We start from the raw sequence: 24,915 nt of genomic DNA, 5'->3' as shown, positions 1-24,915 counted from the left end.
TTGATGCTCCTCGGCCGCACCCACGGGGGCCGCCGGGAGCGGATCGGTCCTGCACGTCGGCGGGGATCCATGCAGTCACAGCTGCCTCACGGCATAGGTCATGTGCTGTAAGTTCCCGACCCGCAGCCAGGTACTGAAGTTCCCCGTTCCCCCTCGGCCGAGACCCTGCGCGCAGTCACGCAACCAGCTCTCGCCGCCGCTGGCAGCCGCGCCCCGGAAGCCCGGATGTGCGAGGTACTCATGGGCGATTGCACGGTTGCGCGCGGTCCGGGTGTTGCCCGAGGCAAGCATCCTGCCGAGCACGAAGCTCCCGTCGAGCGTGTAGCGCAAGAAGCCCCAGGACGGTCCACCACCTGAGCGAGGGGCCCGGCTGATGGCTTCGGCGGGCTGGATCCCGTAGTCACGGTAGCTGAGCAGTTCGCGGTACGAACGACCGCTGACACCTATCTCGTGCCATATGCGCCAATCCGTTCGGGGCACTTCGCACAATCCGTGGTCCAGCATGTCGGCTGAGACGTGGGGGAATCCGCCGCCGAGGACAGCGGCAGTTCGCCAGGGAGCGAGCGGGACGAGAGAATCCAAGGCGCGCAGTGCCTCTTTGCCCGCGTCGGGCCTGTCGGCGCGAACGGCGCCCAGGTCCAAGAGGAGATCCACCCGGACTACCGGGTCGGACCGCTGGAGCAGGTGGCGAACATCGTCGCTGGTACGGCTGTCCCACTCCCCCAGAACCCGAACGCGTACCCCCAGCCCGTCACCGGCCGCCCGGGCCGTCTCCAGTGCCACGGCCTGCTGTGCCTCGGGCCTTCCCGGCCCGGTCACCGGGCGCAACGGCCCGAAGGAGCCAGCTTCGGGCAACAGCTTTGCGAGTACGGGCAACTCCTCCGTGCCGGCGAAGGGGGCATCCAGCCACGCAGGACGGTATCGCTGGACCCTGGACACCGCGGCCAGATCCCCTACGGACCTGCGCGGCGAGCTCCGCCGGCGACAGTCCTGGGCGCGGCGGCAGGTTTCAAACGGGCGCCAGTGCATTCTGGGCGGCCGGCTGGAGTCGAGAGTAGGCGGCGACCGCATGCGGCCGGGTCGGTAGGACAGGAACGTACAGCGGCCCGGTCATGGCGGCTTCCCCCTTTGGCGCTGCCCGCGAGCTACCCCTCCGGCACCAGGGTGAGCATTCGCGACGAACGAGGAAAGGGTGCCCTTTCGGCCATCATTCGAGCTTCCGGAGAAACGGCTGTACCGCTGTTGCGCCCGGCACGTTCAGCGAACGGTCCCGACGCCCCCTAGCCTCGGATCGTGATTCGCCGCCTGACTGCATGATCCACGCACTGCCATAGGATGACGAAGACAATCTCAGCGGCCCGCCGGGCTTCCGCTCCACTTCACGTGGCACCGAAGGACACGCCCCCACCCGCACGAGCTACTCCGTGCTGCCTGGGGGCGATTTCTTGCTGTTCCGTGAGTCCGCCGCGTCCTTGGCCAACCGCACTCGCCTTGAGAGCCGGCTGGCGGAGCTACTCAGCGAGAACTTCCTTCACCGGCACGGCCACAAGCCGCACGCTGCGGAGGTTCGCTCCTGGGAGCGCAGCATTCCCGCCCTCACCCACGCTCTGGTGGAAGCGGGTCTCGGTGAGGTCGAGATGCTGCTGGAGTACGGGCTGCCGCTGACGAGCAAGCGCGCGGACGTGGTACTGGCCGGTGTGCATCCGGTTTCCGGCGAACCATCGTACGTCGTCGTGGAACTCAAGCAGTGGACCGAGGCCCAGCCTGTGGACGACGATCCGCTGCGGTGCAGCGTGCCCTCCTACCGCGAGCCCGTACTGAACCCCATCGAACAGGTACGGGGCTACTGCGACTACCTGGTCTCGTTCAACGGGGCCCTCGAACAGAGCCCCGACTCCGTCGCCGGAGTGGCTTTCCTCCACAACGCAGCCGAGGTCAGGGTCTCCGGGCTGCGCGAAGTCGAGGAGGACCGCCGCGGCCGCATGTTCACCGCTGATCAGCGCGGTGCGTTCCTCGATTTCCTGCGTTCGAAGCTGGCCGCAAAGCCTGGCGCAGCCGCCGCCGACGATCTCCTGCAGGCCAGGGTGCGGCCGTCCAAACAGCTGATGACCGTGGCCGCCAACGAGGTCCGCGACCGGGAGCAGTTCGTCCTGCTGGACGAACAGCGGGTCGCCTACGAGACGGTGATGGCGGCGGTGCGCAGGGCGCACCGCTCCAACCGCAAGCAGGTGGTCGTCGTGACCGGCGGCCCCGGATCGGGCAAGAGCGTGATCGCCCTGTCCGTACTCGGCGACCTGTACCGGCGCGGAGTATCGGCCCTCCACGCCACCGGATCGCAATCGTTCACGAAGACCATGCGCAAGGTTGCGGGCACCCGCAAGCCCGAGGTCCAGCGCCTGTTCCGTTACTTCAACAGCTTCATGGAGGCCGAGCCCAACGGCATCGAGGTGCTCGTGTGCGACGAGGCACACCGGCTCCGCAAGACCTCCGCCAACCGCTACACGAAGGCCTCCCTGCGCACGGGACGCCCCCAGGTGGCGGAGCTTATCGACGCGGCACGGGTACCGGTTTTCCTCCTCGACCAGCACCAGGTGGTGCGTCCCGGCGAGATGGGAACGGTCGAGCAGATCAGCCAGGCTGCGGCCGAACAAGGAGTGGACTTCACGCTGGTGAAGCTGGACAGCCAGTTCCGGTGTGGAGGCAGCGACGCCTACTTGCGTTGGGTGACCGGTCTCCTGGGCCTGGAGGGCGAGGGACCGATCGAATGGGAGCCCGACGGCAAGCTGGAGCTGCTGACAGTGGACAGCCCGCAGGAGCTGGAGGAGTTCCTCGGCGGCAAACGTGCGCTTGGGTACGGCGCCCGGCTCTCCGCCGGCTACTGCTGGAAGTGGACCACGAAGATCACTCCGTCGATGACGTCACTCCCCCCGGACGTGGTCATCGGCAATTGGTCGAGGCCGTGGAACCTGTACGGCGACCGATCCTTTCTGGGCGCACCGCCGGCTCCGCTCTGGGCGACCGAACCCGCGGGGTTCGGCCAGGTCGGCTGCGTCTACACCGCCCAGGGCTTCGAGTACGACTGGTCGGGCGTGATCATAGGCCCCGACCTGGTCTGGCGGACCGACCGCTGGGTGGCCGACCGTACCGCCTCGAAGGACCCTTCCTTCACCAAGGCGACACCGGATGATGATGTCGACCGCCTCATCCGCAACACCTATAAGGTGCTCCTGACCCGCGGCATGATCGGAACGGTCGTCTACTCGACGGACGCCGAGACCCGCGCGAAGCTTCGCTCACTGATTCCCACAGCCCGATGATCCCGAAGGGGTTAACATCATTGGGCTGCGCACCTTCCCGGAGGGTACGAGGCGGTGGTGCATGGGCCGGCTCCAACAGGTGGCGAATGCTGAATGGTTGTGCCCGTCAGGTGGCGACACCTGACGTGGGCGTGGATACCCGGTAGGGCGTCCCCCTGCCATTCCGCATCTCACTGCTCTGGAGTGGCCATGACCTCGGTCGAGTACAAGTCTGCGCGTCGTGAGCGGATCCGCGAGATCCTGATCGACATCGCTGCGGGAGTCGTCTCCAACCTTCTGGTGGCGGCTCTGGCCGCGGTTGCGAGCCTGCTCTTCTGACGCAGGCGGGTGACGGGCCCGGAGAGCCCGCCACCCACTTCCTCGGCGTTGTGCGTCAGAACAGCTTCAGGTCCGGGCCCTTCGTCTCCTTCGCCTTCCGCTTCCGCTTGCTTCGACCGCCCGCTCCTCGGCGCGGCCTCGGAAGATGCGGCTTGCGGGCCTCCGGTGGCAGGTTCGCCCAGGTGGGACGCAAGTCGTGGATCTCGACTTCACCGACGAGTTCCTTGAGGTAGGCACGCGTCTCGGCATCGGTGGAGTAGAGGACCGTTGCGCGGCTGGCCCTGGTCATCAGCACGTGGTAGGCGTGGCGGATCAGTCGGCCGAATTCCTCCTCGTCAACGCTGCCCGGTCGCACCTTGGGGTCGAACGAGCCGGGCAGACCCACCCGCTTGATCTTCGAGCCCTCTTCCTTGCACTCTTTGCCCCGGCGAAAGACCCACTTGTCTCCACGGCGCACCATGTCCTCGCCCATGATCACCCCGCACCAGTCCCATTCGAGACCTTGCGCCGTGTACACGCAGCCGATCTGTCCGAGCCCGTTCGCATCGACGGACCAGGTCTTCGCCGGAGGCGCCTGACCTCCGGCGCAATAGCTGTCACTGTCGGCGTTCCACGGACGGTGCCAGTCACCGATCCGTACATCGGCCTCGAGTCGGCGTTCTTTGCCGAGCGGTTTCGTCCAGGGCCAGCAGTAGCCCGCGACGATCCGTCCGGACGCGCCCGCCAGCGCTTCGGTACGGATGATCCGTTCGAGCTCCTCGGGAGTGTCCGCCACTTCGATGTGCATCAGCCCGTCCGGCCGCCACTGCTCGACGGGCTCGCCAGAGACTCCGAGCATCGCCCGTACCCACCGGATGTACTCGTCGCTGCCGCCACACCGGAACTGCTCCCGGAGATTGCTCGGGACGAGTCGGGCGTCGTGCCTCCTGGCCGCGTCCTCGATGAGGGCTGCGGTGCCGACCTCGTTCGGCCGGACCGACTGGCCCTCGTCGAGGAAGAAGACGGTGAGCCGGGCAGCCGCCAGAAGCTCGTCGACCTGCGGGCCGGTGCCCCAGTCCTCCGGCTTCCAGAACCGGTTCGTGGACCGATCGCGCAGACGGTGCGCCTCATCGCAGATCAACACGTCCAGCGGCGGGTCCGGCGGAGTGACGAAGCTACTGAAGTAGGTGAAGGACTCCCTGAACTCCCGGTCTCCGTAACCGACGTGCTCCTGAAGTGCTCCGTTGAAGGCCCTGCTACCGCTGGCGTACTTGACCGTCCGCCCCTGCGCCTCCAGTTCCGCTTTGATCTGGAGGCCGATCGCGCTCTTGCCCGTACCGGCTCCACCGGTCACCAGGAAGACCACGCGCCGTTCGTCCGGGACGAGGGCAGGACGTTCGGGATCCGGGAGTACCTTCGCGGCAGCCTCCAGGACTTGATCAGCGACCTCTTTCTGCGCTCCCCGCAGGGTGAATACGGTGTCGTCTCCGCGGGACTCGATCATCGCGTCGAGCAGGGGCGTGTTACGCAGCCCCATCCTCTGCAGCATGGTCTCCGCTTGGGACATGGCACCGTCTTCCGCGAAGTGCCGGCGGAGGGCGGACAGCAACTGCTCCCGCCGGTCACGCGTGTAGACATGTGCGTAGGCGCCCACCGGTGCATCCACGTCGATCAGGGGGCGCACCGAATCCTCCGTGGCGTTGTGCAGGTAGGCGAAACCACCGCACGCGAAGTCGACGTTCCCGAAGGGTCCGCGTTCGCTCGTGAACGCCCTGTAGTACTCGCGCAATTGAAGAGCCGGGTGCTTCTTCTCGCCCATTCCCGTCACGTGGACAAGCTCCGCGGTGGCCCGTTCCACCCGCGTCACCATCGACCAGCGCTTCAACTCGACCAACTGCACGGACGGCCCGCTCCGCTCCGGATGCCGGCCCACCAGGACGACGTCGATGAGCCGGGGATCACCGGGCCGGTCACCCTCGTCGATCGTCGCGGCGCATTCGACGATCATCTCCACGTTCCCGCGCCCTGCCGCAACGAGGTCGTTCGCAAGGCTCACCAGGCTCTCCGCCCATGCGGACCGCTCGGACAGCGAAGCGTCGGCTCCCCGGAAATGCCGCCATCGGGCGGCAAGGTGCGGGACCATACGGCGGCGAGCGTTCAGCGTGAGCAGATCTTGTGCCGACAACTTCAGCAAAAGCATGGACACGTGGTGGTTCCCCCAGGGCACGAGTGACTCGTGCGGGTGGGGGCATGTCCTCGTCGGAAGCCCGTCGGGCCGCATTTCGGTTCCGGTGATCTTAAGGAACGTCGCGACGTCCAGGTACGCCGCCACGGCCGTCGGCCGAAACCATGGCCATCATGGCCGGATCACACGTGGCTACACCGAGTCCAAATACGATCACGAACACCGCGGTTTGGAGCCCATCCGGGAGAAGCTCCCGGATCCGTGGCGTGCCTGGTTGCTTCGCCCTCACCGCGAACAGGACACGTCCGCGAGATCGCTCTCCTCGTCATCACCCCCGGCGGCGCCTGCACGACCGAGCTGAAAGCACAGCCCCCGGTCTCTCTGACCCGGCGTGCGGACGCATGCCTCGCCGAATGGCGAGAGGCGGATGCGCCGGACGTGGCGCACCCTGGCGCGTCCCTGATCACTCGTCTGGGCAGGGATGTGCGCTGGTGGACGTGGGCCGGCTACCGCGCGAACTCGACACGCAGCGACGCTGCCGTCGATCGCCGACCACGTTAACGGAGGTGCGGCTTTGGTGTCGCCCGACGTCGACCCCCGGGCGGTGCGCGGCCACAAGTTCTCAGCCGATTGCCCCACAGACTCGCGGCGGCAACCGACTCGGCGCACCTCGCCGATTTCGACGGAGCACGCAGCAGCCTGGAAGGCCCGGTGCGCTTCCACACCGGGTCCTCCTCATAAGCCTTCTGCGGACACGACGAGGCCGACGCGTCTGCAGAAGACCCCGGTCAGGCGTCTTCGCGGATCGGCTCCAGGATCGCCACGCACTCCACGTGGTGGGTCATCGGGAAGAGGTCGAAGGCGCGGAGGGTGCGGGGCTTGTAGCCGGCTTCCTTGAAGTACGCCAGGTCGCGGGCCAGGGCCGCCGGGTCGCAGGCCACGTACGCGATGCGGCGGGCGTTCAGGCCCGCCACATGGCGGACCGTCTGCTTGCCCGCGCCCGCCCGCGGGGGGTCCAGGACGACCAGGTCGCACTCGGTGATCCCGGTCTTCGGGAGGACCGACTCCACCTTGCCCTGCTCGATGCGGACCCGGGGGAAGTCCGCCAGGTTGTGCCTGGCGTCCTCGACCGCGCGCTTCGTCGACTCGATGCCGAGCACCGCGCCCGTCTCGCCCAGGCGTTCGGCGAGGGCCCCCGCGAAGATGCCCACGCCGCAGTAGAGGTCGAGGGCCATCTCGCCCTTGCGCGGCATCAGGCCCTGCATGACGGCCTTGATCAGGGTGTCGGCGGCCTGCGGGTGGACCTGCCAGAAGCCGCCCATGCCGACGCGGTACGTACGGCCGTCCGCGCGCTCCCGGACGAAGGGGCGGCCGTGGACCCGGTGGACCCCGCCGTCCTTCTCCTCGACCCGCAGGACCGAGACCGGCTTGTCGAGCTCCACGAGCGGGAGGCGGCCGCCCGGGCGCGGGGTGAGGACGACCTGGCGGTCCTGGGAGCCGGTCGCGGCGATCGCCTCGACCGTGGCCATCTGGGGCCAGTCCTGCTTCTCGATGCCCAACTCGCTGACGCCCGGCGCCGCGATCATGCAGTGGTCGACCGGCTCGATGTCGTGCGAGCGGTGCTTGCGTAGGCCCGCGCGGCCGGTCTCGTCGATGGCGTACTGGACGCGGGTGCGCCACTGCGGGACCTGGCCCGCGGGCAGCTTGTCGCCCTCGGCCGGCATGACCGTACCGTCCCAGCCGGCCTCCTCCGGGGTGAGCCCGGCGAGCCGCAGCAGCTGCTCGGCGACGACCTCGCCCTTGAGCCGGCGCTGGGCGCCCGGCTTGGCGTGCTGCCAGTCGCAGCCGCCGCACTTGCCGGGGCCGGCGTACGGGCACGGGGCCTCGACCCGGTCCTTGGACGCCTCCACGACCGTGATCGCGTCGGCGCGCAGGAAGCGGGAGTCCGCCTCGCCTTCCGTCACGCGCGCGATGACCTTCTCGCCGGGCAGGGTGTGGCGGACGAAGAGGACACGGCCGTCGGACGTCCGGGCGATGCAGTGGCCGCCGTGCGCGACGGGGCCGACCTCGACCTCGTACTCCTCCCCGACCAAGGACTGCTTCTCGTTCTGCTCGGTCATGGTGGGGAGACTCCAAAACATAAAATGGGAACGGCCGGACGACCGACCCACCAGTTTACGTGGATCTCGTCCGGCCGTTTGCCAAGCCCCCAGGGCACCACGTGCCCCCGGCAGCTACTTGCCCGCGCGGTCCTTCGACCGCGGGGTGTCCACCGGTCCGCGGCGCACCGCACCCGGGGCGTTCCACTCCTGGCGCTTCTTCGCCCGCCGCTTCGCGAGCTCCGAGGACTCCAGCTGGTAGGGCACCGAGGTGACCATGACGCCGGGGGTGAACAGCAGGCGACCCTTGAGCCGCAGCGCGCTCTGGTTGTGCAGCAGGTGCTCGTACCAGCGCCCGACGACGTACTCCGGGATGTACACGCTGACGGCGTCGCGCGGGTTCTCGCTGCGCAGGCCCTTCACGTACTCGACCACGGGGCGGGTGATCTCGCGGTACGGGGAGTCGAGGATCTTGAGCGGTACGTTGATCCCGCGCCGCTCCCACTCCTCCTTCAGCGCCTTCGTCTCGGCCGGGTCGACGCTGATGCTGAGCGCCTCCAGGGTGTCGGAGCGGGTCAGCTTGGCGAAGGCCAGGGCGCGCAGGGTGGGCTTGTGCACCTTGGAGACCAGGACGATGGAGTGGACCCGGGAGGGCCGCACGCTGTCGTCGCTGGGGCCCTCGGCGGCGGCGATCTCGGCGGCGACGCGGTCGTAGTGCTTGCGGATCGCGGTCATCGTGCCGTAGAAGATCACCATGCCCAGCAGGGCGACCCAGGCGCCGTGCGTGAACTTGGTGGCGAGGACGACGACCAGCACCAGGCCGGTGAAGAGCGCGCCGAAGGTGTTGATGGCCCGGGAGCGGTGCATCCGGCGCCGTGCGGCCTGGTCCTTCTCGGTCCGCAGGTGGCGGTTCCAGTGCCGGACCATGCCGATCTGGCTGAGCGTGAAGGAGACGAACACGCCGACGATGTAGAGCTGGATCAGCTTGGTGGAGTCGGCGTCGTAGATCCACACGAGCAGGATGGCCGCGCCGGCGAGCAGCACGATGCCGTTCGAGAAGGCGAGCCGGTCACCGCGGGTGTGCAGCTGACGCGGCAGGTAGCGGTCCTGCGCGAGGATCGAGCCGAGCAGCGGGAAGCCGTTGTACGCGGTGTTCGCGGCCAGGAACAGGACGAGCGCGGTGGCGGTCGCCAGCACGATGAACAGGAAGCTGCCGTTGCCGAAGACGGCCTCGGCCACCTGGGAGATCACCGGGTGCTGGACGAAGTCGGGGCCGACGGGGACGCCGTTGTCCAGCAGGTTCGTCGCGGGGGCCTCGGCCATCCGCACGTTGGTGGCCATGGCCAGGCCGATGATCCCGCAGAACATGGTGACCGCCAGGGCGCCCATCAGGGCGAGCGTGGAGGCGGCGTTCTTGCTCTTGGGCTTGCGGAAGGCGGGGACGCCGTTGCTGATCGCCTCGACGCCGGTCAGCGCGGCACAGCCGGAGGAGAAAGCTCTCAGCAGCAGGAAGACCAGCGCGAAGCCGGCCAGCCCCTGGTGCTCGGCCTTGATCTCCAAATGGGCCGTCGGGGCCTGCATGGTGTCGCCCGCGACGAGGCCGCGCCAGGCGCCCCAGGCGATCATCACGAAGACGGCTCCGACGAACACGTACGTCGGAATGGCGAAGAGCTTCCCGGATTCCTTCACGCCGCGCAGATTCATCAGCGTGAGCAGCAGAATCATGATCACCGCGGAGAGCACCTTGTGCTCGATGACGAAGTCCACGGCGGAGCCGAGGTTCTCGACGCCGGAGGAGATCGACACGGCGACGGTCAGGACATAGTCGACGAGCAGCGCGCTCGCGACGGTGAGTCCGGCCTTCGGCCCGAGGTTGGTGTTGGCGACCTCGTAGTCGCCGCCGCCGCTCGGGTACGCGTGGACGTTCTGGCGGTAGGAGGCGACCACGGTGAACATCAGCACGACGACCGCGAGGGCGATCCAGGGGCTGAAGTGGTAGGCCGAGACGCCGGCGATCGACAGGACCAGCAGGACCTCGCCAGGGGCATATGCCACCGAGGAGAGCGGGTCGGATGCGAACACGGGCAGGGCGATCCGCTTGGGGAGGAGCGTTTCCCCGAGGCGGTCGCTGCGCAGCGCCCGGCCGATCAGGATCCGTTTGGGCACGTCGGTCAGTTTGGACACGCAGAGGATCGTAAGCGTTCGAAATCGGCCTGACGAACCCCACACCCCTGTTACAGGGCAATGACACCCGCATTGAGACCCTGCGTGGACGGCAAAGGCCACATGGGGGACCGCCCGTGTGTAGCTTGGGCCGTGGTCTGAGACCCTGTGAAGCCAGAGCATGCAATGAGGCTGGGAACCAGCGAGCGCTGACAGCCGGAAGGACGGCCGTGCACATCGTCATTATGGGCTGCGGAAGAGTGGGCTCCGCCCTCGCGCAGACCTTGGAACAGCAGGGGCATACGGTCGCTGTCGTCGACCAGGACCCCACCGCATTCCGCCGGCTGGGAGCCGGATTCGGCGGGCGCCGCGTCACCGGGGTCGGCTTCGACCAGGACACGCTGCGCGAGGCCGGGATCGAGGAAGCGGGCGCCTTCGCCGCGGTCAGCAGTGGTGACAATTCCAACATCATCGCCGCCCGCGTGGCGCGCGAGATGTTCGGTGTCGAGAACGTCGCCGCCCGCATCTACGACCCCAAGCGCGCCGAGGTCTACCAGCGCCTGGGCATCCCGACCGTCGCGACCGTGCGGTGGACCGCCGACCAGATGCTGCGCCGGCTGCTGCCGTCCGGGGCCGAGCCGCTGTGGCGCGACCCGAGCGGCGGGGTCCAGCTCGCCGAGGTGCACACCTCCGCCGCCTGGATCGGGCACAAGGTGAGCAAGCTCCAGGAGGAGACCGGCGTCCGCGTGGCGTTCCTCACCCGACTGGGCGAGGCGATGCTGCCGACCTCCCAGACGGTGCTGCAGGAGGGCGACCTCGTCCACGTGATGATGCGTACGGACGAGATCGACAAGGTCGAGGCGTCCTTCGCCGAGGGCCCCGAGGAGGCACACGCATGAGGGTCGCGATCGCCGGAGCCGGCGCGGTGGGCCGCTCCATCGCGGGTGAGCTGCTGGAGAACGGGCACGAGGTGCTCCTCGTCGACAAGGCGCCGACCGCCATCTCCGTGGAGCGGGTGCCGCAGGCCGAGTGGCTGCTGGCCGACGCCTGCGAGATCACCTCGCTCGACGAGGCCGCGTTGCAGCGCTGCAACGTCGTCATCGCCGCCACGGGCGACGACAAGGTCAACCTGGTCGTCTCCCTGCTGGCCAAGACCGAGTACGGGGTGCCCCGGGTCGTGGCGCGGGTCAACAACCCGAAGAACGAGTGGCTCTTCAACGAGTCCTGGGGCGTGGACGTGGCGGTCTCCACTCCGCGCCTGATGTCGGCCCTGGTCGAGGAGGCCGTCAGCGTCGGCGACCTGGTACGGCTGCTGCGCTTCAGCCACGGCGACGCCAACCTCGTCGAGCTGACCCTGCCCGCCGACTCCTCGGTCGCCGGCACCCAGATCAGCGAGATCAGCTGGCCCGAGGACACCTCGCTGGTCACGATCATCCGCGGCAACCGGGTCCTCACCCCGCACGCCGAGGAGACCCTGGAGCCCGGCGACGAACTCCTCTTCGTGGCCGCCCAGGCCCGTGAGGAGCAGCTGGAGGACCTCCTCCAGGCCCGTCACTGACGGGGCCCGTACGCACGAGGGAGGGGCGGGCAGCCGGTCGGCTGCCCGCCCCTCCCTCGTGCACGGCCCCGCCGGCCCTACGGGGTCCCGGCCTTGCGGGCCTTCTCCGCGGCCTCCTCGGCCTCCCACTCCGCGATCACGTCGATCGGGGGCGGGGCCTTGGCCAGGAAGACCCACGTGAAGTACACCGCGAGCACCATCGGCGGCAGCTTCAGCGCGATCAGCACCCAGCCCAGCTGGGTCGCGTCACCCCACCAGTACAGCGGGAAGAGGATCGCGTACTTCGCGAGGAAGATGAGCCCCCAGGCCAGGCTGGCCTTGGTGTACGCCTTCTTCCGCCCGGGATTGCGCGTCCGCCAGGACAGGTTCTCCTTGAAGACCGGTCCCAGGATCACGCCCAGCAGCGGGAATCCCACGAGCGCGGAGAGCGTGAAGGCCACGCCCAGCCCGGCGCCGTAGATCATGCCGGGCAGGTAGAAGCCCTTCGCGGTGCCCGTGAACAGGGCGAAGGCCACGCCGACGCCCACGCCGAAGACCCCGCTGAACGCGTGCTTGACGGTGTCCTTGCGCAGCAGGCGCACGATCACGAGCAGGACGGCGACCGCCCCCGCCGCGATCGCGGACATCTTCACGTCCTTGTTGACCGTATAGATCATCACGAAGAGGAGCCCGGGGAGCATCGTCTCCACGGTGCCGCGGACGCCTCCGAACGCGTCGAAGAGCGCCGCCTGCGTCACGGCCTTCTGGTCCGCGGACGGTTCGCCCGCGGGATCCGGGGTGATCGGTTTGTCGAGTGACGTCACCGGCTACTGCTCCTGTCCGAGCGGTCGGAGTTCGTACTTCGGGTTGAAGAGGACCCGGCGGCCGTGGCTCATCGAGATCCGCCCCGAGGCGATCATGCGCCGCCCCGGTTCGATTCCCACGATCGAGCGACGCCCGAGCCAGACCACGTCCAATGCCGCGGAGCCGTCGAAGAGCTCCGCCTCCAGGGCGGGCACCCCGGCGCGGGGGCGGAGGGTGACGGTGCGCAGCGTTCCCGTCACCTTGACTATCTGGCGGTCGTGGCAGTCGCAGATCCGCGTGCACCCGGCGGCTTCTGCGTCCTCCTGCAGCTCCGCCGAATGCAGGTCCTCCTGCGAGGTGGACAGCCGCTCTATCATCCTCCGGAACCGGCCCGCCGGCCTGACCGGCTTGACGGACTTCTCGGGACGCGGTTCAGCACTCATACAGGAAGCGTACCGGCGCCGCCGCTACCGCTCGAAGCGGTATCCCATGCCCGGTTCGGTGATGAAGTGCCGCGGATGGGAGGGGTCCGCCTCCAGCTTGCGCCGCAGCTGGGCCATGTAGACCCGCAGGTAGTTGGTCTCGGTGCCGTACGAGGGACCCCAGACCTCCTGGAGGAGCTGCCTCTGGCTGACCAGCTTGCCGCCGTTGCGGACCAGCACCTCCAGGAGGTGCCACTCGGTGGGCGTGAGCCGTACGTCGCGTCCCTCGCGCACGGCCTTCTTGGCGGCCAGGTCCACCGTGAAGCCGTCGGTCTCCACGATCACCTCGTCCTCACCGGAGCCGGCTGCCGGCTCGGCCCGGCGGACGGCCGCGCGCAGCCGCGCCAGCAGCTCGTCCATGCCGAACGGCTTGGTGACGTAGTCGTCGGCCCCGGCGTCCAGGGCCTCGACCTTCTCGTCGGAGCTGTGCCGGGCCGAGAGGACCAGGATCGGCACCCGGGTCCAGCCGCGCAGGCCCTTGATCACCTCGACGCCGTCCATGTCGGGCAGGCCCAGGTCGAGGACGACCACGTCGGGGTGGCGGGCGGCCGCGAGCTCCAGGGCCTGGGCCCCGTCCGCCGCGGCGTCGACCTCGTACTTGCGCGCCTTCAGGTTGATCACGAGGGCTCGGACGATCTGCGGCTCGTCGTCCACCACGAGCACCCGGGTCATTGAGGTCCTGCTTTCTGTCGTACGGGGTCGGGATCGGCTGGGTCGGGATCGGCGCCGCCGGAGGATAGGCCGTCGTCGGCGCCGACGGGTACGCCGTCGTCCGGCGCGGCGCGTTCCGGTCCGCTGCCGTCCGGCGCGGCGCGCTCCGGTCCGCTGCCGTCCGGCGCGGCGCGCTCCGGTCCGCTGTCGCGCGTCGCCGCGCGCAGGGTCAGCACCATGGTCAGTCCGCCGCCGGGGGTGTCCTCGGCGGCGAGGGTTCCGTCCATCGCCTCGGCGAAGCCGCGGGCCACCGCGAGGCCGAGGCCGACCCCGGCGCCGCGCGGAGCGTCCCCGTGCCGCTGGAAGGGGGCGAATATCCGGTCCTTGGCCTCGTCGGGCACTCCCGGCCCCCGGTCCACGACGCGTACCTCGACCCGGTCGCCCAGGTGGCTCGCCCGGACCAGCACCCGCTGGCCGGTCGGGCTGTACTTGACGGCGTTCTCCACCACGTTGGCAACGCTCCGCTCCAGCAGCCCGGGGTCCACCGCCACCATGGGCAGGGTCTCCGGAACGTCCAGGAGCACGCTGTCCTCCGGTACGCCGCCCAGCGCCATCGGAACGACCTCGTCGAGGTCGATCTCCCGGATCAGCGGGGTCACGGTGCCGGTCTGCAGCCGGGACATGTCGAGCAGGTTGCCCACGAGGTGGTCGAGCCGGTCGGCGCCGTCCTCGATGCCTTCGAGGAGCTCGGCCCGGTCCTCCTGCGACCAGTCCACGTCGTCGGAGCGCAGGGAGGACACGGAGGCCTTGATGGAGGCCAGCGGCGTACGGAGGTCATGGCTGACGGCGGCCAGCAGCGCGGTCCGGATCCGGTTGCCCTCCGCCAGCCGGCGGGCCTCCTCGGCCTCCCCGACCAGCCGCTGCCGGTCCAGGACCACGGCGGCCTGCGCGGCGAAGGCGCCGAGCACGCGCCGGTCCTCGGCGGGCAGCACGCGGCCGGAGAGGGCCAGCGCCATGTCGTCCCCGATGGGCATGTCCACATCGGCCTCCTCGGGGCGGCCGACCGGATGCGGGCCGACGCTGCCCGCCCGCCGCCAGGGGTCGACGTCGCTCGTGCGCTCCAGCAGGGCCACGGACTCCATGGCGAAGGTCTCGCGCACGCGCTCCAGCAGCGCGTCCAGCGTGGTCTCGCCGCGGAGCACGCTGCCGGCCAGGAAGGAGAGGATCTCGGACTCGGCGCGCAGCCGGGCGGCCTGGTGGGTGCGCCGGGCGGCGAGGTCGACCACGGAGGCCACGGAGACCGCCACCCCGAAGAAGACGGCGATGGCCACGATGTTCTTCGGGTCGGAGACGGTGAACCGGTGGACGGGCGGGGCGAAGAAGTAGTTCAGCAGGAGCGAGCCGAACGCGGCGGAGGCCAGCGCCGGCCAGAGCCCGCCGAGCAGGGCGGCGGCCACGGTCAGCGAGAGGAAGAGCAGCATCTCGTTGGCGAGGCCGGGATCGGCGCTCACGTGCGTGAGCAGGACGGCCAGCAAGGCGGGCAGGAGGATCCCGACGATCCAGCCGGCGACGATCCGGGGGCGGCCGAGCCGGGCCGCGGAGCGGACCACCGGCAGGCCGCGGCCCCGGGCGACCTCCTCGTGCGTGACGATGTGCACGTCGAGGTCGGGGCCCGAGTCGCGGGCCACCGTGGCCCCGACGCCGGGGCCGAACACGTACTGCCAGGCCTTGCGGCGGCTGGAGCCGAGCACGATCTGGGTGGCGTTGACCCCTCGGGCGAAGGCGAGCAGCGCGTCGGGAATGTTGTCGCCGATGACGTGGTGAAACGTTCCGCCAAGATCTTCGACCAGCGTCCGCTGGAGCGCGAGCTCCTTCGGTGAGGCCGCGGTCAGCCCGTCGCTGCGGGCGATGTAGACGGCGAGGATCTCGCTGCCCGAGCCCTTGGCGGCCATCCGGGAGGCGCGGCGGATGAGGGTGCGGCCCTCGGGGCCGCCCGTCAGCCCGACGACGATCCGCTCGCGGGCCTGCCAGGTCGAGCGGATGCCGTGCTCGCCCCGGTACTGCTGGAGGTATTCGTCGGCCCGGTCGGCGACCCACAGCAGCGCCAGCTCGCGCAGGGCGGTGAGGTTGCCGGGCCGGAAGTAGTTGGACAGGGCCGCGTCGACCTTGTCGGGCTGGTAGATGTTCCCGTGCGCCATCCGCCGGCGCAGCGCCTGCGGGGACATGTCGACGAGCTCGATCTGATCGGCCCGCCGCACCACCTCGTCCGGCACGGTCTCCCGCTGCCGCACCCCGGTGATGGACTCCACCACGTCGCCGAGCGACTCCAGGTGCTGGATGTTGACGGTGGACACCACGTCGATGCCCGCCCGCAGCAGCTCCTCCACGTCCTGCCAGCGCTTGGCGTTGCGCGAGCCGGGGACGTTGGTGTGGGCGAGCTCGTCCACCAGCGCGACCGCGGGCCGGCGCGCCAGTACGGCGTCCACGTCCATCTCGGTGAACTGGGCGCCCCGGTACGGGAGCTGCCGGCGCGGGATCTGTTCCAGCCCGTGCAGCATCACCTCGGTCCGCGGCCGCCCGTGGTGCTCGACGAAGCCGACGGCGCAGTCGGAGCCCCGCTCCACCCGGCGGTGGGCCTCGGACAGCATCGCGTACGTCTTGCCCACACCGGGTGCCGCGCCGAGGTAGATCCGTAGCTTGCCGCGTCCCATGGGCCCATTCTCCGGGACGTTTGTGCCGATCACGCACCTTTTCCCCGCTGCCCGGCCATCCATACGGATCCCTGACGCCGCCGGGGTACGGCAGCGGGCCGTACCCCCGAAGGAGTACGGCCCGCGGCCGGAAACGGTCGGTCGGTGCCCGCTCGGCGTCGGTCAGCGGACCTCGGTGATCGTCGGACCCTGTTCCAGCTGACCCATGCCGCCGGAGAAGCGCGAGCCCTCCTGGTCGTCGGTCTGCACGCCGTCCGGCACCATCTGGGCGTCGTTCGGCAGCTTCAGCACGATCGGGTCGCGCGGAGCCATCGGGCCGTCGCCGCGCACGATGACGGTCTCGCGGAAGATCTGCTCCAGCACGCCCGCCGACTCGGGGCGCACGGCGCCCTGGCCGGAGATGACGCCGCGCAGGAACCAGCGCGGGCCGTCGACGCCGACGAAGCGGACCAGCTGGGCACCGGTCTGGCCGTCGGGCATCGGTACGGGCACCTGGGCGCGCAGCTCCCAGCCCAGCGGACCCTCGACCTCGTCGATGATGCCGCCCTGCTGGGTGATGCCCGTGGCGATCTCCTCGCGGACCTCGCCCCAGATGCCTTCCTTCTTGGGCGCCGCGAAGGCCTGCAGCTGTACGGCGCTGTCGCCGAGGACGACCGTCGCGGCGACGATCGCGTCACCGGCCACCTCGACGCGCAGCTCCATGCCCTCGACACCCGGTACGAGAATGCCGCCGAGGTCCACGCGACCCTCCTCGGGTGCGCCGGGCACCTCGGAGACGTCCCACGGGCCGTCGGGCCGCGGGGCCGGCGGCAGGTTCACCCTGCGGGGCGCGGACTCGGTGCCGAGCTCCTCGCCGCCGTCCTGCTCATCGCCCGCCACGCCGTCCACGACCTGCTCGGCCGCGCCGCCGTCCTTGGCGGAGTCGTTCTTCTTGCGACGTCCGAACACGTCACTGTCCTTCCCGGTCGGATACGACCGAAGCGTAGCCATTCCCACCCTGCTGACCAGCGCCGGATCCGGCCACGGCCGCATGACCGCCGGTGGAGCCGAAACCCCCCTCGGCCCGCGCCGAGCCGGGAAGTTCCGCCACCTCGTGGAAGCGCACCTTCTCGACCCTCTGGACAACCAGCTGGGCAATGCGGTCGAAGCGCTCGAACCGGACGCTCTCGCGCGGGTCGAGATTGACCACGATCACCTTGATCTCCCCACGGTACCCGGCATCCACCGTCCCGGGGGCATTCACGAGCGCGAGCCCGCAGCGCGCGGCAAGGCCCGAGCGCGGGTGCACGAACGCCGCGTACCCGTCGGGCAGGGCGATGGACACCCCCGTGGGCAGTACGGCCCGCTCCCCGGGCTCCAGCACGGCCGCCTCGGTGGTCACCAGGTCGCAGCCGGCGTCGCCGGGGTGGCCGTACGCGGGCAGGGGCACCTCGGGGTCGACCCGCTTGATCAGCACGTCGACGGGCGGGTGGTTGTTCTCAGACATCAGGGGTTCACCTCGAAGGCGCGCGTGCGCCTGACCTGGTCCGGGTCGGACATCGCCGCCCGGATCTCCTCGGGCCGACCGTTGTCGATGAAGTGGTCGACCTTCACCTCGATGAAGAGCGCGTCCGCGCGCACGGCGACCGGGCCCTGGGGCCCGCCTATCCGGCCGACCGCGGTGGAGTAGATCTTGCGCCCGGCGACGGCGGTCACCTCGGCCTCCAGGTACAGCACGGTGCCCACGGGCACCGGCCGCACGAAGTCGGTCTCCAGCCGGCCCGTCACCGCGATGACGCGCAGCAGCCAGTTCAGGGAGCCCAGCGTCTCGTCGAGCGCGGTGGCGAGCACGCCGCCATGGGCGAGGCCGGGGGCGCCCTGGTGCGCGGGCTTGACGGTGAACTCGGCGCTGACGCGGACGCCCTCCCCGGCACGGGCCTCCAGGTGGAGTCCGTGGGGCTGGCCCTCGCCGCAGCCGAAGCAGTGCCCGTAGTGCGCGCCGAGCGGCTCGCCGGGCGCGGGGGCGTCGGGGTGCCGGACCGGTGCGGCTGCATCGTCCGGGGGCGTCAACGCTGTGTTTCGTCCACTCACAGGCGCAGACCTTACCCGCGCCGCTGCCCACCGGTCGCCCCGTGGCAGGCTTGACTCCATGCAGCTCTCCCCCGCGCACCACGACGAACGTCTGACCGCCCCCCGCTCCTGGTGGGCCATCGCCGTACTGATCGGCCTGGCGTGCGCGCTGATGCTGCTGCCGCTGGGGACGCTGCCGCTGCTGGCCGGGCTCGTCGGGGGCACCGCGCTGGCGGGGATGCTGGTGAGTTCGTACGGCTCCGCGCGCGTGCGCGTGGTCAACGGTGCGCTGGCGGCGGGCGAGGCACGGATCCCGGTGGCGGCGTTGGGCGAGCCCGAGGTGCTGGACGCGCAGGAGGCGCTCGCCTGGCGCACGCACAAGGCGGACGCGCGCGCGTTCATGCTGCTGCGCAGCTACGTGCCGACTGCGGTGCGCGTTCCGATCACCGACCCGCAGGACCCGACCCCGTACGCGTACGTCTCCACGCGCGAGCCGCAGGCGCTGGTGGCGGCGATCCGGGCGGCCAGGGGCTGATCGGCGGGGGCCCGGCGGGGGTCGCGCGCGGGTCAGGCCGGGGGCCAGTCCTCGTCGGCGCCTTCGAGTGCCGCCCTGGTGGCCTCGGGAAGGGGCTGGGAGGGCTGCTCAAGGGGCGGGAGCTGCGGGAGCGAGTCCCACGCCACGGCCCGGCTCCGCAGGTCGGCACGGACCTTCTCGGCGAGTTTGCGGGTGTCGCGGTGGTTCATGACCGCGCCGACGGTGGCGCCCACCATGAACGGCAGCAGGTTCGGCAGGTTGCGGAACGTCCGCTTCATGATCTGTTGGCGCAGTTCGCGCTTCATCTGGCCGCCGAGCGCGACGTTCAGCGTCGTCGGCTTGGTCAGGTCCACCCCGCGCTCTTCCGTCCACGCGGTCAGGTAGGCGAAGCTGCGGTCCTTGAGGTTCCCCGGTGGCCGCTGGCCGTACACCTCGTGGAGTTCGGCGACGAGCTTGAGCTCGATGGCGGCGACCCCGGTGATCTCCGCGGCGAGTTCGGCGGGCATGGCGGGCGGTACCGGCAGCATGGCCGCGGCTCCGATGCCCGCGCCGACGGTGGAGGTGCCGTACGCGGCGCCCGCGATCAGCTTGTCGGCAAGCTGATCGGGACCGAGGCCCGGGAACTGCGCGCGCAGGGTCGCGAGGTCCCGAACCGGAACGCGCGGTGCGTTCTCGATGACGCGGTCCGTGATGTGCAGGACGGCGGCCCTGACATGTTCGCCGCCCTTGCGCACACCGCTCGTGACGGCTTGCAGCCGACGAGTCCCGGACCTGCGCCGGGCTCCCTCGTCGGACTCTGCGGCCGACGGCACCGCCGCGGCGGTGCCGGACGACACGGCGGGTACGCCCGAGGCCGCTGGGTCCGTTTCCGGACCCGTGGCCACCTCTTGCGTCTCCGCCGGATCACCAGCTTTACGGAAGCGGCGCTTCCGAAACGGTGTCGAGCCGGTCACGGCCGACGCCTCTCAGTCGCAGTCGCGGCAGATCGGCTGGCCGTTCTTCTCGCGGGCCAGCTGGCTGCGGTGGTGCACCAGGAAGCAGCTCATGCAGGTGAACTCATCGGCCTGCTTGGGCAGCACCCGGACGGCCAGTTCCTCGTTGGAGAGGTCTGCGCCGGGGAGCTCCATGCCCTCCGCCGCGTCGAAGTCGTCGACATCGACGCTCGAAGACGACTTCTCGTTGCGCCGGGCCTTCAGCTCTTCGATGCTGTCGTTGTCGACGTCGTCGTCGGTCTTGCGTGGGGTGTCGTAGTCCGTTGCCATTGTTCGCTCTCCCCCTCTGGGATTTAGCGGTGTCTCAGCGCACGTAACGCGCGAGAGGCCGGACTTGTGCCCGACCTGAGGCGGAGATTTTGCCTCACATCAAGGTCTGTTACTCAATCGACACCCAGCCGCCCACCTGAAGGAGCGATTGGCTGGGATGACGACCGGGACCGTACACGGTCCGGGGGGCGTCTTGCACAAACGCCACCCCGTGTATTTCCCGCTGTTCGAGGGGCGGGAAACCCGGACTTCCCGGGCTTTCCGGCCTCCTCGGGGGTCACTGAACGCGCATGACCCGACACTCGCCAATGTGATCGATCACACAGGCGCCACCTCGGCCACCCCCTCGGCATTCAGCCAACAGCGAACAGGCGGCCGGGGACTCACAGGGGCAAAGTGACACGCATCACGAGGCCACCCCCCTCGCGCGGCGCCGCCGAGATGCGTCCGCCGTGAGCGCGGGCCACGGAGCGCGCGATCGACAGGCCGAGCCCCACACCCTTGTCACTGCCCGTTCGCTCCGTACGCAGCCGCCTGAAGGGCTCGAAGAGGTTGTCCACCTCGTACGCGGGAACCACGGGACCCGTGTTCGAGACGATGAGGATCGCCTGACCGTGCTGGGACTCGGTGGTGACCTCCACCCAGCCGCCCTCCGGCACGTTGTACCGGACGGCGTTCTGCACCAGGTTGAGCGCGATCCGCTCCAGCAGGACGCCGTTGCCCTGCACCACGGCGAGCGCACGCTCGCCGCGGATCTCGACGCCCTTCACGGCGGCCTCGCCGCGCGCCTGGTCGATGGCGCGCGAGGCGACCTCCGCCAGGTCCACGGGTTTGCGCTCCACTATCTGGTTGTCGCTGCGGGCCAGCAGCAACAGGCCCTCCACCAGCTGCTCGCTGCGCTCGTTGGTGGCCAGCAGCGTCTTGCCCAGCTGCTGGAGCTCCACCGGCGCACCCGGGTCCGACAGGTGCACCTCCAGCAGCGTCCGGTTGATCGCCAGGGGTGTGCGCAGCTCGTGCGAGGCGTTCGCGACGAACCGCTGCTGCGCGGTGAAGGCGCGCTCCAGCCGGTCGAGCATCTCGTCGAAGGTGTCGGCGAGCTCCTTGAGCTCGTCGTCCGGCCCGTCCAGCTCGATCCGGCGGGTCAGGTCGGAGCCGACCACCCGGCGGGCGGTCCGGGTGATCTTGCCGAGCGGCAAGAGCACCCGGCCGGCCATCGCGTAGCCGAAGGCGAACGCGATGATGCTGAGACCGAGCAGGGCCATGAGCGACCGGCTGAGCAGCTCGTCCAGCGCGTGCCGGCGCTGCTCAAGGATGCAGGTGTTGATCGCGGCGTTGAACTGGTCGTACATCTGGCCCTTGCCGACCACGCCAGGGCACGTGCTGGTGACCTGGATGTCCGTGCCACCCACGATCTTGAACGGCAGGCCGTTGCCCTCCCGAAGCGCCTGCGCCGCCAGCAGGTAGATGATCGACAGCAGCAGGATGCCGGCGATCAGGAACATCCCGCCGTACAGCAGCGTGAGGCGTATGCGGATGGTCGGCCGCAGCCAAGGGAAGGGACCCTCGGGCTGGCCGGGGTCCCAGGTCGGTCTCGGCGGCACCGTTGGCGGTGCCGGGGTCGCCGCCACCCGCGTCAGATCCGGTAGCCGGAGCCGGGCACGGTCACGATGACCGGCGGCTCCCCCAGCTTGCGCCGCAGGGTCATGACCGTCACCCGCACCACGTTCGTGAAGGGGTCGGTGTTCTCGTCCCATGCCTTCTCCAGCAGCTGCTCGGCGGAGACGACGGTCCCCTCGCTCCGCATGAGGACCTCCAGCACCGCGAACTCCTTGGGCGCCAGCTGCACCTCCCTGCCCTCACGGAACACCTCGCGCCGGTTCGGGTCCAGCTTGATGCCCGCGCGCTCCAGTACGGGGGGCAGGGCCACGGTGGTGCGCCGGCCCAGGGCGCGCACGCGGGCGGTCAGCTCGCTGAACGCGAACGGCTTGGGCAGGTAGTCGTCCGCGCCCAGTTCCAGGCCCTCCACCCGGTCGCTCACGTCGCCGGACGCCGTGAGCATCAGCACGCGCGTGGGCATGCCGAGCTCGACGATCTTGCGGCAGACGTCATCGCCGTGCACGAGCGGGAGGTCCCGGTCGAGCACGACCACGTCGTAGTCGTTCACCCCGACGCGCTCCAGGGCCGCGGCGCCGTCGTACACGACGTCCACGGCCATGGCCTCCCGGCGCAGCCCGGTGGCCACCGCATCGGCGAGCAGCTGCTCGTCCTCGACGACGAGTACGCGCACGTCGTTTCCTTCCATCGAGCCCTGAGGGCACACGTGTATTGCGTCGTCCATCCTGCCCGTTTCAGCCGTAAACCGGCTGTAAGGCGCCCCTCCGGGGCCCGCGGGGGCCGGACGTGAGGATTCCCTCGCCTCCCGAGGTTTCTGGGCCCAGGGTGCCGGGGAGGACGTCACCACACCCCAACCACTCCCTGACGGCGGACTGCCACGTGCCGCCGCCGACCCACGAAGAGGGGGCGAACCCACCATGGACGCATTCAGCGCGGGTCTCCTGCAGCGCATCCGGGCCACGCAGTCGGACCTCGACCAGGCACGCGCAACGGGCGACGACTTCCTCGTGGAAGTGGAACAGGCGGAACTGGAAGATCTCCAGCGCCTCGCCGCAGAGCACGGCGTTCCCGTCTCCGTCTGCTGACGACCTCAGTCCAGCCAGAACCCCGGCGGCCGCATCGCGGCAGCCGGGGTTCCCTCATGCCGGGGTCCCCTCATGCCGGGGCGGCGGCGCCGGTCAGTCGTGCCAGGCCCCGGCCTCCTCCAACAGCGGCTGGAGCGAGGCGAACACGGCGGGGGTGGCGGCCAGTGCGAGCTCCCCCGAGGCGGGCTGCCCGGGCCGCCCGCCCGTGAGCGCCCCGGCCTCCCGGGCGATCAGCTCGCCCGCGGCCAGGTCCCAGGGGTTCAGCCCGCGCTCGTAGTACGCGTCCAGCCGCCCGGCGGCCACGTCGCTGAGGTCGAGCGCCGCCGATCCGCCGCGCCGGATGTCCCGGACCCGGGGGATCACCCGCCGGGCCACCTCCGCCTGCTGCTCCTTGCGCGCCTGGAGGTAGGCGAAGCCGGTCCCGACCAGCGCCTGGTCCAGCGGCGCCGCCGGCCGGCAGGCGAGGCGGACCCCGTCCAGCCAGGCCCCGCCGCCGAGCACCGCCCGGTACGTCTCGCGCCGCATCGGGGCCTCCACGACCCCGGCCACCGTCCGGCCCCCGTACTCGGCGGCGATGGACACGCTCCAGCTCGGCAGCCCGTAGAGGTAGTTCACCGTGCCGTCCAGCGGGTCCACGACCCACCGCACCCCGCTGGTCCCGGGAACGTCCGCGCCCTCCTCGCCCAGCAGCCCGTCCCCGGGCCGGCGCCGCGCGAGGATCCCGGTGATCAGTTTCTCCGCCGCGATGTCCATCTCGGTCACCACATCGATCGGGCTGCTCTTGGTCGCCGCCACCGCGAGATCGGCCGGCCGTCCGTCGCGCAGCAGTTCGCCGGCCTGCCGGGCGGCGTCCAGCGCCACGTCCAGCAGTTCGGCCTTCAGCTCTTCGGGGATCACGCTCGCCCTTTCCTAGGCGTACGGACTGTCGGCGCCCGCGGCCGCCGGCCGGGGCCCGCGCGCCGGGCAGCAGCCCACCGCGCACAGGTCGTGGCTGGGCCCGAGCAGCCCCAGCGCGCACCGCTCCACCGGCTCGCCCCGCTCCGCGGCGGCGCGCTCCAGCACCAGCTCGCGGACCGCCGCCGCGAACCGCGGGTCGGCCCCGACGGTCGCGGACCGGGCGATCGGCAGCCCGAGTTCGGCGGCCTTGGCCGTCGCCTCCGTGTCGAGGTCGTACAGGACCTCCATGTGGTCCGAGACGAACCCGATCGGCACCATCACCACGGCGGGCGCCCCGGCCCCGTGCAGCGACTCCAGGTGGTCGCAGATGTCCGGCTCCAGCCACGGGATGTGCGGTGCGCCGCTGCGCGACTGGTAGACGAGCTCCCAGGGCAGCTCCGTGCCCGTCCGGGCCCGTACCGCGTCCGCGATCACCCGGGCGACGTCCAGGTGCTGCTTGACGTACGCCCCGCCCTCGCCGTCGGCGGTGTGCTCCTCGACCGGGCCCGAGGTGTCGGCGGAGGCGGTGGGGATCGAATGGGTGGTGAAGGCGAGGTGCGCGCCGGAGCGCACCTCCTGCGGCAGTGACTCCAGCGCGGCGAGCACCCCGTCGACCATCGGCTGCACGAAGCCGGGGTGGTTGAAGTAGTGCCGCAGCTTGTCGACCCGGGGCAGTTCGGCGACGCCGTCGGCGGCCAGCGCCGCCAGCGCGTCCGCAAGGTTCTCGCGGTACTGCCGGCAGCCCGAGTACGAGGCGTACGCGCTGGTGGCGAGCACCGCGATGCGGCGGCGCCCGTCGGCGGCCATCTCCCGCATCACGTCGTCGAGGTAGGGGGCCCAGTTCCGGTTGCCCCAGTACACGGGCAGGTCCAGCCCGTGCTCGGCGAAGTCCTTGCGCAGGGCGTCCAGCAGCTCGCGGTTCTGCCCGTTGATCGGGCTGACCCCGCCGAAGCCGAAGTAGTGCTGCCCGACCTCCTTGAGCCGCTCGCGCGGGATGCCGCGCCCGCGCGTGACGTTCTCCAGGAACGGCACGACGTCGTCGGGCCCTTCGGGACCGCCGAAGGAGAGGAGCAGGAGGGCGTCGTAGGGGGCGGCGAGGCCTTCGGCCGGGGTCGAGGCGGCGGCGCGGAGCTGGTCTGACATGGTCCGAATCCTGCCACCCGGCGTCCCCGGCCGGGAAGCGGCCCG

General features: G+C 70.4%; 23 protein-coding genes and 1 pseudogene. 7 read left to right on the top strand and 17 right to left on the bottom strand.

Annotation, left to right across the window (positions count from 1 at the left end; translation table 11 throughout):
• Nucleotides 1-75: 75 nt before the first annotated feature.
• A complete protein-coding gene (locus ACS04_RS17845) occupies nt 76-939 on the bottom strand; it encodes a beta family protein (RefSeq protein ID WP_048477615.1) in 864 nt (287 codons plus the stop codon).
• A gap of 506 nt (nt 940-1,445) precedes the next feature.
• Between ACS04_RS17845 and ACS04_RS17840 the strand changes: the two genes are divergently transcribed.
• Both ACS04_RS17840 and ACS04_RS39350 read left to right on the top strand, forming a co-directional pair.
• On the top strand, nt 1,446-3,317 hold the full coding sequence (locus tag ACS04_RS17840; RefSeq protein ID WP_048477614.1) for a DUF2075 domain-containing protein: 1,872 nt from the start codon (nt 1,446-1,448) through the stop codon (nt 3,315-3,317).
• A 189-nt stretch (nt 3,318-3,506) separates the two neighbouring features.
• Complete coding sequence (locus ACS04_RS39350; protein WP_245236426.1) at nt 3,507-3,635, top strand: DUF6408 family protein; 129 nt, start codon at nt 3,507-3,509, stop codon at nt 3,633-3,635.
• 55 nt (nt 3,636-3,690) lie between these two features.
• Here ACS04_RS39350 and ACS04_RS17835 read toward each other — a convergent pair whose 3' ends face one another.
• Entirely contained in the window at nt 3,691-5,814 is a 2,124-nt protein-coding gene (locus ACS04_RS17835; RefSeq protein WP_048477733.1) for a DUF2075 domain-containing protein, read from the bottom strand.
• A 342-nt stretch (nt 5,815-6,156) separates the two neighbouring features.
• On the opposite strand from ACS04_RS17835, the pseudogene ACS04_RS40435 reads away from it, so the two are divergent.
• Nucleotides 6,157-6,540 (top strand): annotated as a pseudogene (locus tag ACS04_RS40435) (DEAD/DEAH box helicase); the annotation flags it as partial.
• Nucleotides 6,541-6,587: 47 nt separating this feature from the next.
• Here the strand turns inward: ACS04_RS40435 and ACS04_RS17830 are convergent.
• Both ACS04_RS17830 and ACS04_RS17825 read right to left on the bottom strand, forming a co-directional pair.
• The gene (locus ACS04_RS17830; protein WP_048477613.1) at nt 6,588-7,919 is read right to left on the bottom strand and encodes a class I SAM-dependent RNA methyltransferase; all 1,332 of its coding nucleotides are present in this window, start codon (nt 7,917-7,919) and stop codon (nt 6,588-6,590) included.
• A gap of 114 nt (nt 7,920-8,033) precedes the next feature.
• The gene (locus ACS04_RS17825) at nt 8,034-10,082 is read right to left on the bottom strand and encodes an APC family permease (RefSeq protein ID WP_048477612.1); all 2,049 of its coding nucleotides are present in this window, start codon (nt 10,080-10,082) and stop codon (nt 8,034-8,036) included.
• 209 nt (nt 10,083-10,291) lie between these two features.
• On the opposite strand from ACS04_RS17825, the gene ACS04_RS17820 reads away from it, so the two are divergent.
• Nucleotides 10,292-10,960: a potassium channel family protein gene (locus ACS04_RS17820; RefSeq protein ID WP_030154367.1), complete on the top strand. Its 669-nt coding sequence runs from the start codon at nt 10,292-10,294 to the stop codon at nt 10,958-10,960.
• Nucleotides 10,957-11,619: a potassium channel family protein gene (locus ACS04_RS17815; protein WP_048477611.1), complete on the top strand. Its 663-nt coding sequence runs from the start codon at nt 10,957-10,959 to the stop codon at nt 11,617-11,619. The genes ACS04_RS17820 and ACS04_RS17815 overlap by 4 nt, the downstream gene beginning before the upstream one ends.
• A 77-nt stretch (nt 11,620-11,696) precedes the next feature.
• Here ACS04_RS17815 and ACS04_RS17810 read toward each other — a convergent pair whose 3' ends face one another.
• The 7 genes from ACS04_RS17810 to ACS04_RS17780 form a co-directional block, all read right to left on the bottom strand.
• Nucleotides 11,697-12,422: a DUF3159 domain-containing protein gene (locus ACS04_RS17810; RefSeq protein WP_048477610.1), complete on the bottom strand. Its 726-nt coding sequence runs from the start codon at nt 12,420-12,422 to the stop codon at nt 11,697-11,699.
• Nucleotides 12,423-12,425: 3 nt separating this feature from the next.
• A complete protein-coding gene (locus ACS04_RS17805; protein ID WP_078864903.1) occupies nt 12,426-12,845 on the bottom strand; it encodes an OB-fold nucleic acid binding domain-containing protein in 420 nt (139 codons plus the stop codon).
• Nucleotides 12,846-12,869: 24 nt separating this feature from the next.
• Nucleotides 12,870-13,556, bottom strand: coding sequence for a response regulator (locus ACS04_RS17800; protein WP_048477608.1), 687 nt, complete (start codon nt 13,554-13,556; stop codon nt 12,870-12,872).
• Nucleotides 13,553-16,246, bottom strand: a complete 2,694-nt coding sequence (locus ACS04_RS17795; RefSeq protein ID WP_078864901.1) for a sensor histidine kinase — start codon at nt 16,244-16,246, stop codon at nt 13,553-13,555. Before ACS04_RS17795 ends, ACS04_RS17800 begins: the two co-directional genes overlap by 4 nt.
• Nucleotides 16,247-16,408: 162 nt before the next feature.
• The gene (locus tag ACS04_RS17790) at nt 16,409-17,194 is read right to left on the bottom strand and encodes a DUF3710 domain-containing protein (RefSeq protein WP_048477607.1); all 786 of its coding nucleotides are present in this window, start codon (nt 17,192-17,194) and stop codon (nt 16,409-16,411) included.
• A gap of 1 nt (nt 17,195) precedes the next feature.
• Nucleotides 17,196-17,732, bottom strand: coding sequence for a dUTP diphosphatase (gene dut, locus ACS04_RS17785; RefSeq protein WP_048477606.1), 537 nt, complete (start codon nt 17,730-17,732; stop codon nt 17,196-17,198).
• A complete protein-coding gene (locus tag ACS04_RS17780) occupies nt 17,732-18,316 on the bottom strand; it encodes a PaaI family thioesterase (RefSeq protein ID WP_048477605.1) in 585 nt (194 codons plus the stop codon). The genes dut and ACS04_RS17780 overlap by 1 nt, the downstream gene beginning before the upstream one ends.
• Nucleotides 18,317-18,374: 58 nt before the next feature.
• Between ACS04_RS17780 and ACS04_RS17775 the strand changes: the two genes are divergently transcribed.
• Nucleotides 18,375-18,830 (top strand): DUF3093 domain-containing protein, encoded by a 456-nt coding sequence (locus ACS04_RS17775; protein ID WP_048477604.1) that lies wholly within the window; start codon nt 18,375-18,377, stop codon nt 18,828-18,830.
• A gap of 32 nt (nt 18,831-18,862) precedes the next feature.
• Here the strand turns inward: ACS04_RS17775 and ACS04_RS17770 are convergent, their stop codons facing one another.
• The 4 genes from ACS04_RS17770 to ACS04_RS17755 all read right to left on the bottom strand — a co-directional run bounded on the left by ACS04_RS17770 (nt 18,863) and on the right by ACS04_RS17755 (nt 22,379).
• A complete protein-coding gene (locus ACS04_RS17770; RefSeq protein ID WP_048477603.1) occupies nt 18,863-19,783 on the bottom strand; it encodes a hypothetical protein in 921 nt (306 codons plus the stop codon).
• A gap of 12 nt (nt 19,784-19,795) precedes the next feature.
• Nucleotides 19,796-20,092 carry a DUF4193 domain-containing protein gene (locus tag ACS04_RS17765; RefSeq protein ID WP_030154344.1) on the bottom strand — a complete coding sequence of 99 codons (297 nt, stop codon included), beginning with the start codon at nt 20,090-20,092 and terminating at the stop codon, nt 19,796-19,798.
• A 383-nt stretch (nt 20,093-20,475) separates the two neighbouring features.
• On the bottom strand, nt 20,476-21,720 hold the full coding sequence (locus ACS04_RS17760) for a sensor histidine kinase (protein ID WP_048477602.1): 1,245 nt from the start codon (nt 21,718-21,720) through the stop codon (nt 20,476-20,478).
• Nucleotides 21,721-21,725: 5 nt separating this feature from the next.
• Nucleotides 21,726-22,379 carry a response regulator transcription factor gene (locus tag ACS04_RS17755; RefSeq protein WP_030154340.1) on the bottom strand — a complete coding sequence of 218 codons (654 nt, stop codon included), beginning with the start codon at nt 22,377-22,379 and terminating at the stop codon, nt 21,726-21,728.
• Nucleotides 22,380-22,623: 244 nt separating this feature from the next.
• Here ACS04_RS17755 and ACS04_RS38650 point away from each other — a divergent pair, with 244 nt between their 5' ends.
• Entirely contained in the window at nt 22,624-22,791 is a 168-nt protein-coding gene (locus ACS04_RS38650; protein ID WP_167352592.1) for a hypothetical protein, read from the top strand.
• A gap of 93 nt (nt 22,792-22,884) precedes the next feature.
• Here the strand turns inward: ACS04_RS38650 and ACS04_RS17745 are convergent, their stop codons facing one another.
• Complete coding sequence (locus ACS04_RS17745; protein ID WP_209441718.1) at nt 22,885-23,688, bottom strand: inositol monophosphatase family protein; 804 nt, start codon at nt 23,686-23,688, stop codon at nt 22,885-22,887.
• 12 nt (nt 23,689-23,700) lie between these two features.
• Complete coding sequence (locus tag ACS04_RS17740; RefSeq protein WP_048477600.1) at nt 23,701-24,870, bottom strand: ferrochelatase; 1,170 nt, start codon at nt 24,868-24,870, stop codon at nt 23,701-23,703.
• Nucleotides 24,871-24,915: the final 45 nt, after the last annotated feature.

Origin of the sequence: Streptomyces roseus, from assembly GCF_001044425.1 — a bacterium.
Classification (GTDB): domain Bacteria; phylum Actinomycetota; class Actinomycetes; order Streptomycetales; family Streptomycetaceae; genus Streptomyces; species Streptomyces roseus.
Note: the sequence above shows the minus strand (reverse complement) of the source record. Positions and strands in the feature narration are given on the sequence as shown.

Bases quoted from the DNA above. Each gene is read 5' to 3' on its own strand.
- ACS04_RS39350 (WP_245236426.1), top strand. From the start codon at position 3,507: ATGACCTCGGTCGAGTACAAGTCTGCGCGTCGTGAGCGGATCCGCGAG.
- ACS04_RS17835 (WP_048477733.1), bottom strand. From the start codon at position 5,814: ATGCTTTTGCTGAAGTTGTCGGCACAAGATCTGCTCACGCTGAACGCT.
- ACS04_RS17830 (WP_048477613.1), bottom strand. From the start codon at position 7,919: ATGACCGAGCAGAACGAGAAGCAGTCCTTGGTCGGGGAGGAGTACGAG.
- ACS04_RS17815 (WP_048477611.1), top strand. From the start codon at position 10,957: ATGAGGGTCGCGATCGCCGGAGCCGGCGCGGTGGGCCGCTCCATCGCG.
- ACS04_RS17805 (WP_078864903.1), bottom strand. From the start codon at position 12,845: ATGAGTGCTGAACCGCGTCCCGAGAAGTCCGTCAAGCCGGTCAGGCCG.
- ACS04_RS17800 (WP_048477608.1), bottom strand. From the start codon at position 13,556: ATGACCCGGGTGCTCGTGGTGGACGACGAGCCGCAGATCGTCCGAGCC.
- ACS04_RS17795 (WP_078864901.1), bottom strand. From the start codon at position 16,246: ATGGGACGCGGCAAGCTACGGATCTACCTCGGCGCGGCACCCGGTGTG.
- dut (WP_048477606.1), bottom strand. From the start codon at position 17,732: ATGTCTGAGAACAACCACCCGCCCGTCGACGTGCTGATCAAGCGGGTC.
- ACS04_RS17775 (WP_048477604.1), top strand. From the start codon at position 18,375: ATGCAGCTCTCCCCCGCGCACCACGACGAACGTCTGACCGCCCCCCGC.
- ACS04_RS17765 (WP_030154344.1), bottom strand. From the start codon at position 20,092: ATGGCAACGGACTACGACACCCCACGCAAGACCGACGACGACGTCGAC.
- ACS04_RS38650 (WP_167352592.1), top strand. From the start codon at position 22,624: ATGGACGCATTCAGCGCGGGTCTCCTGCAGCGCATCCGGGCCACGCAG.
- ACS04_RS17740 (WP_048477600.1), bottom strand. From the start codon at position 24,870: ATGTCAGACCAGCTCCGCGCCGCCGCCTCGACCCCGGCCGAAGGCCTC.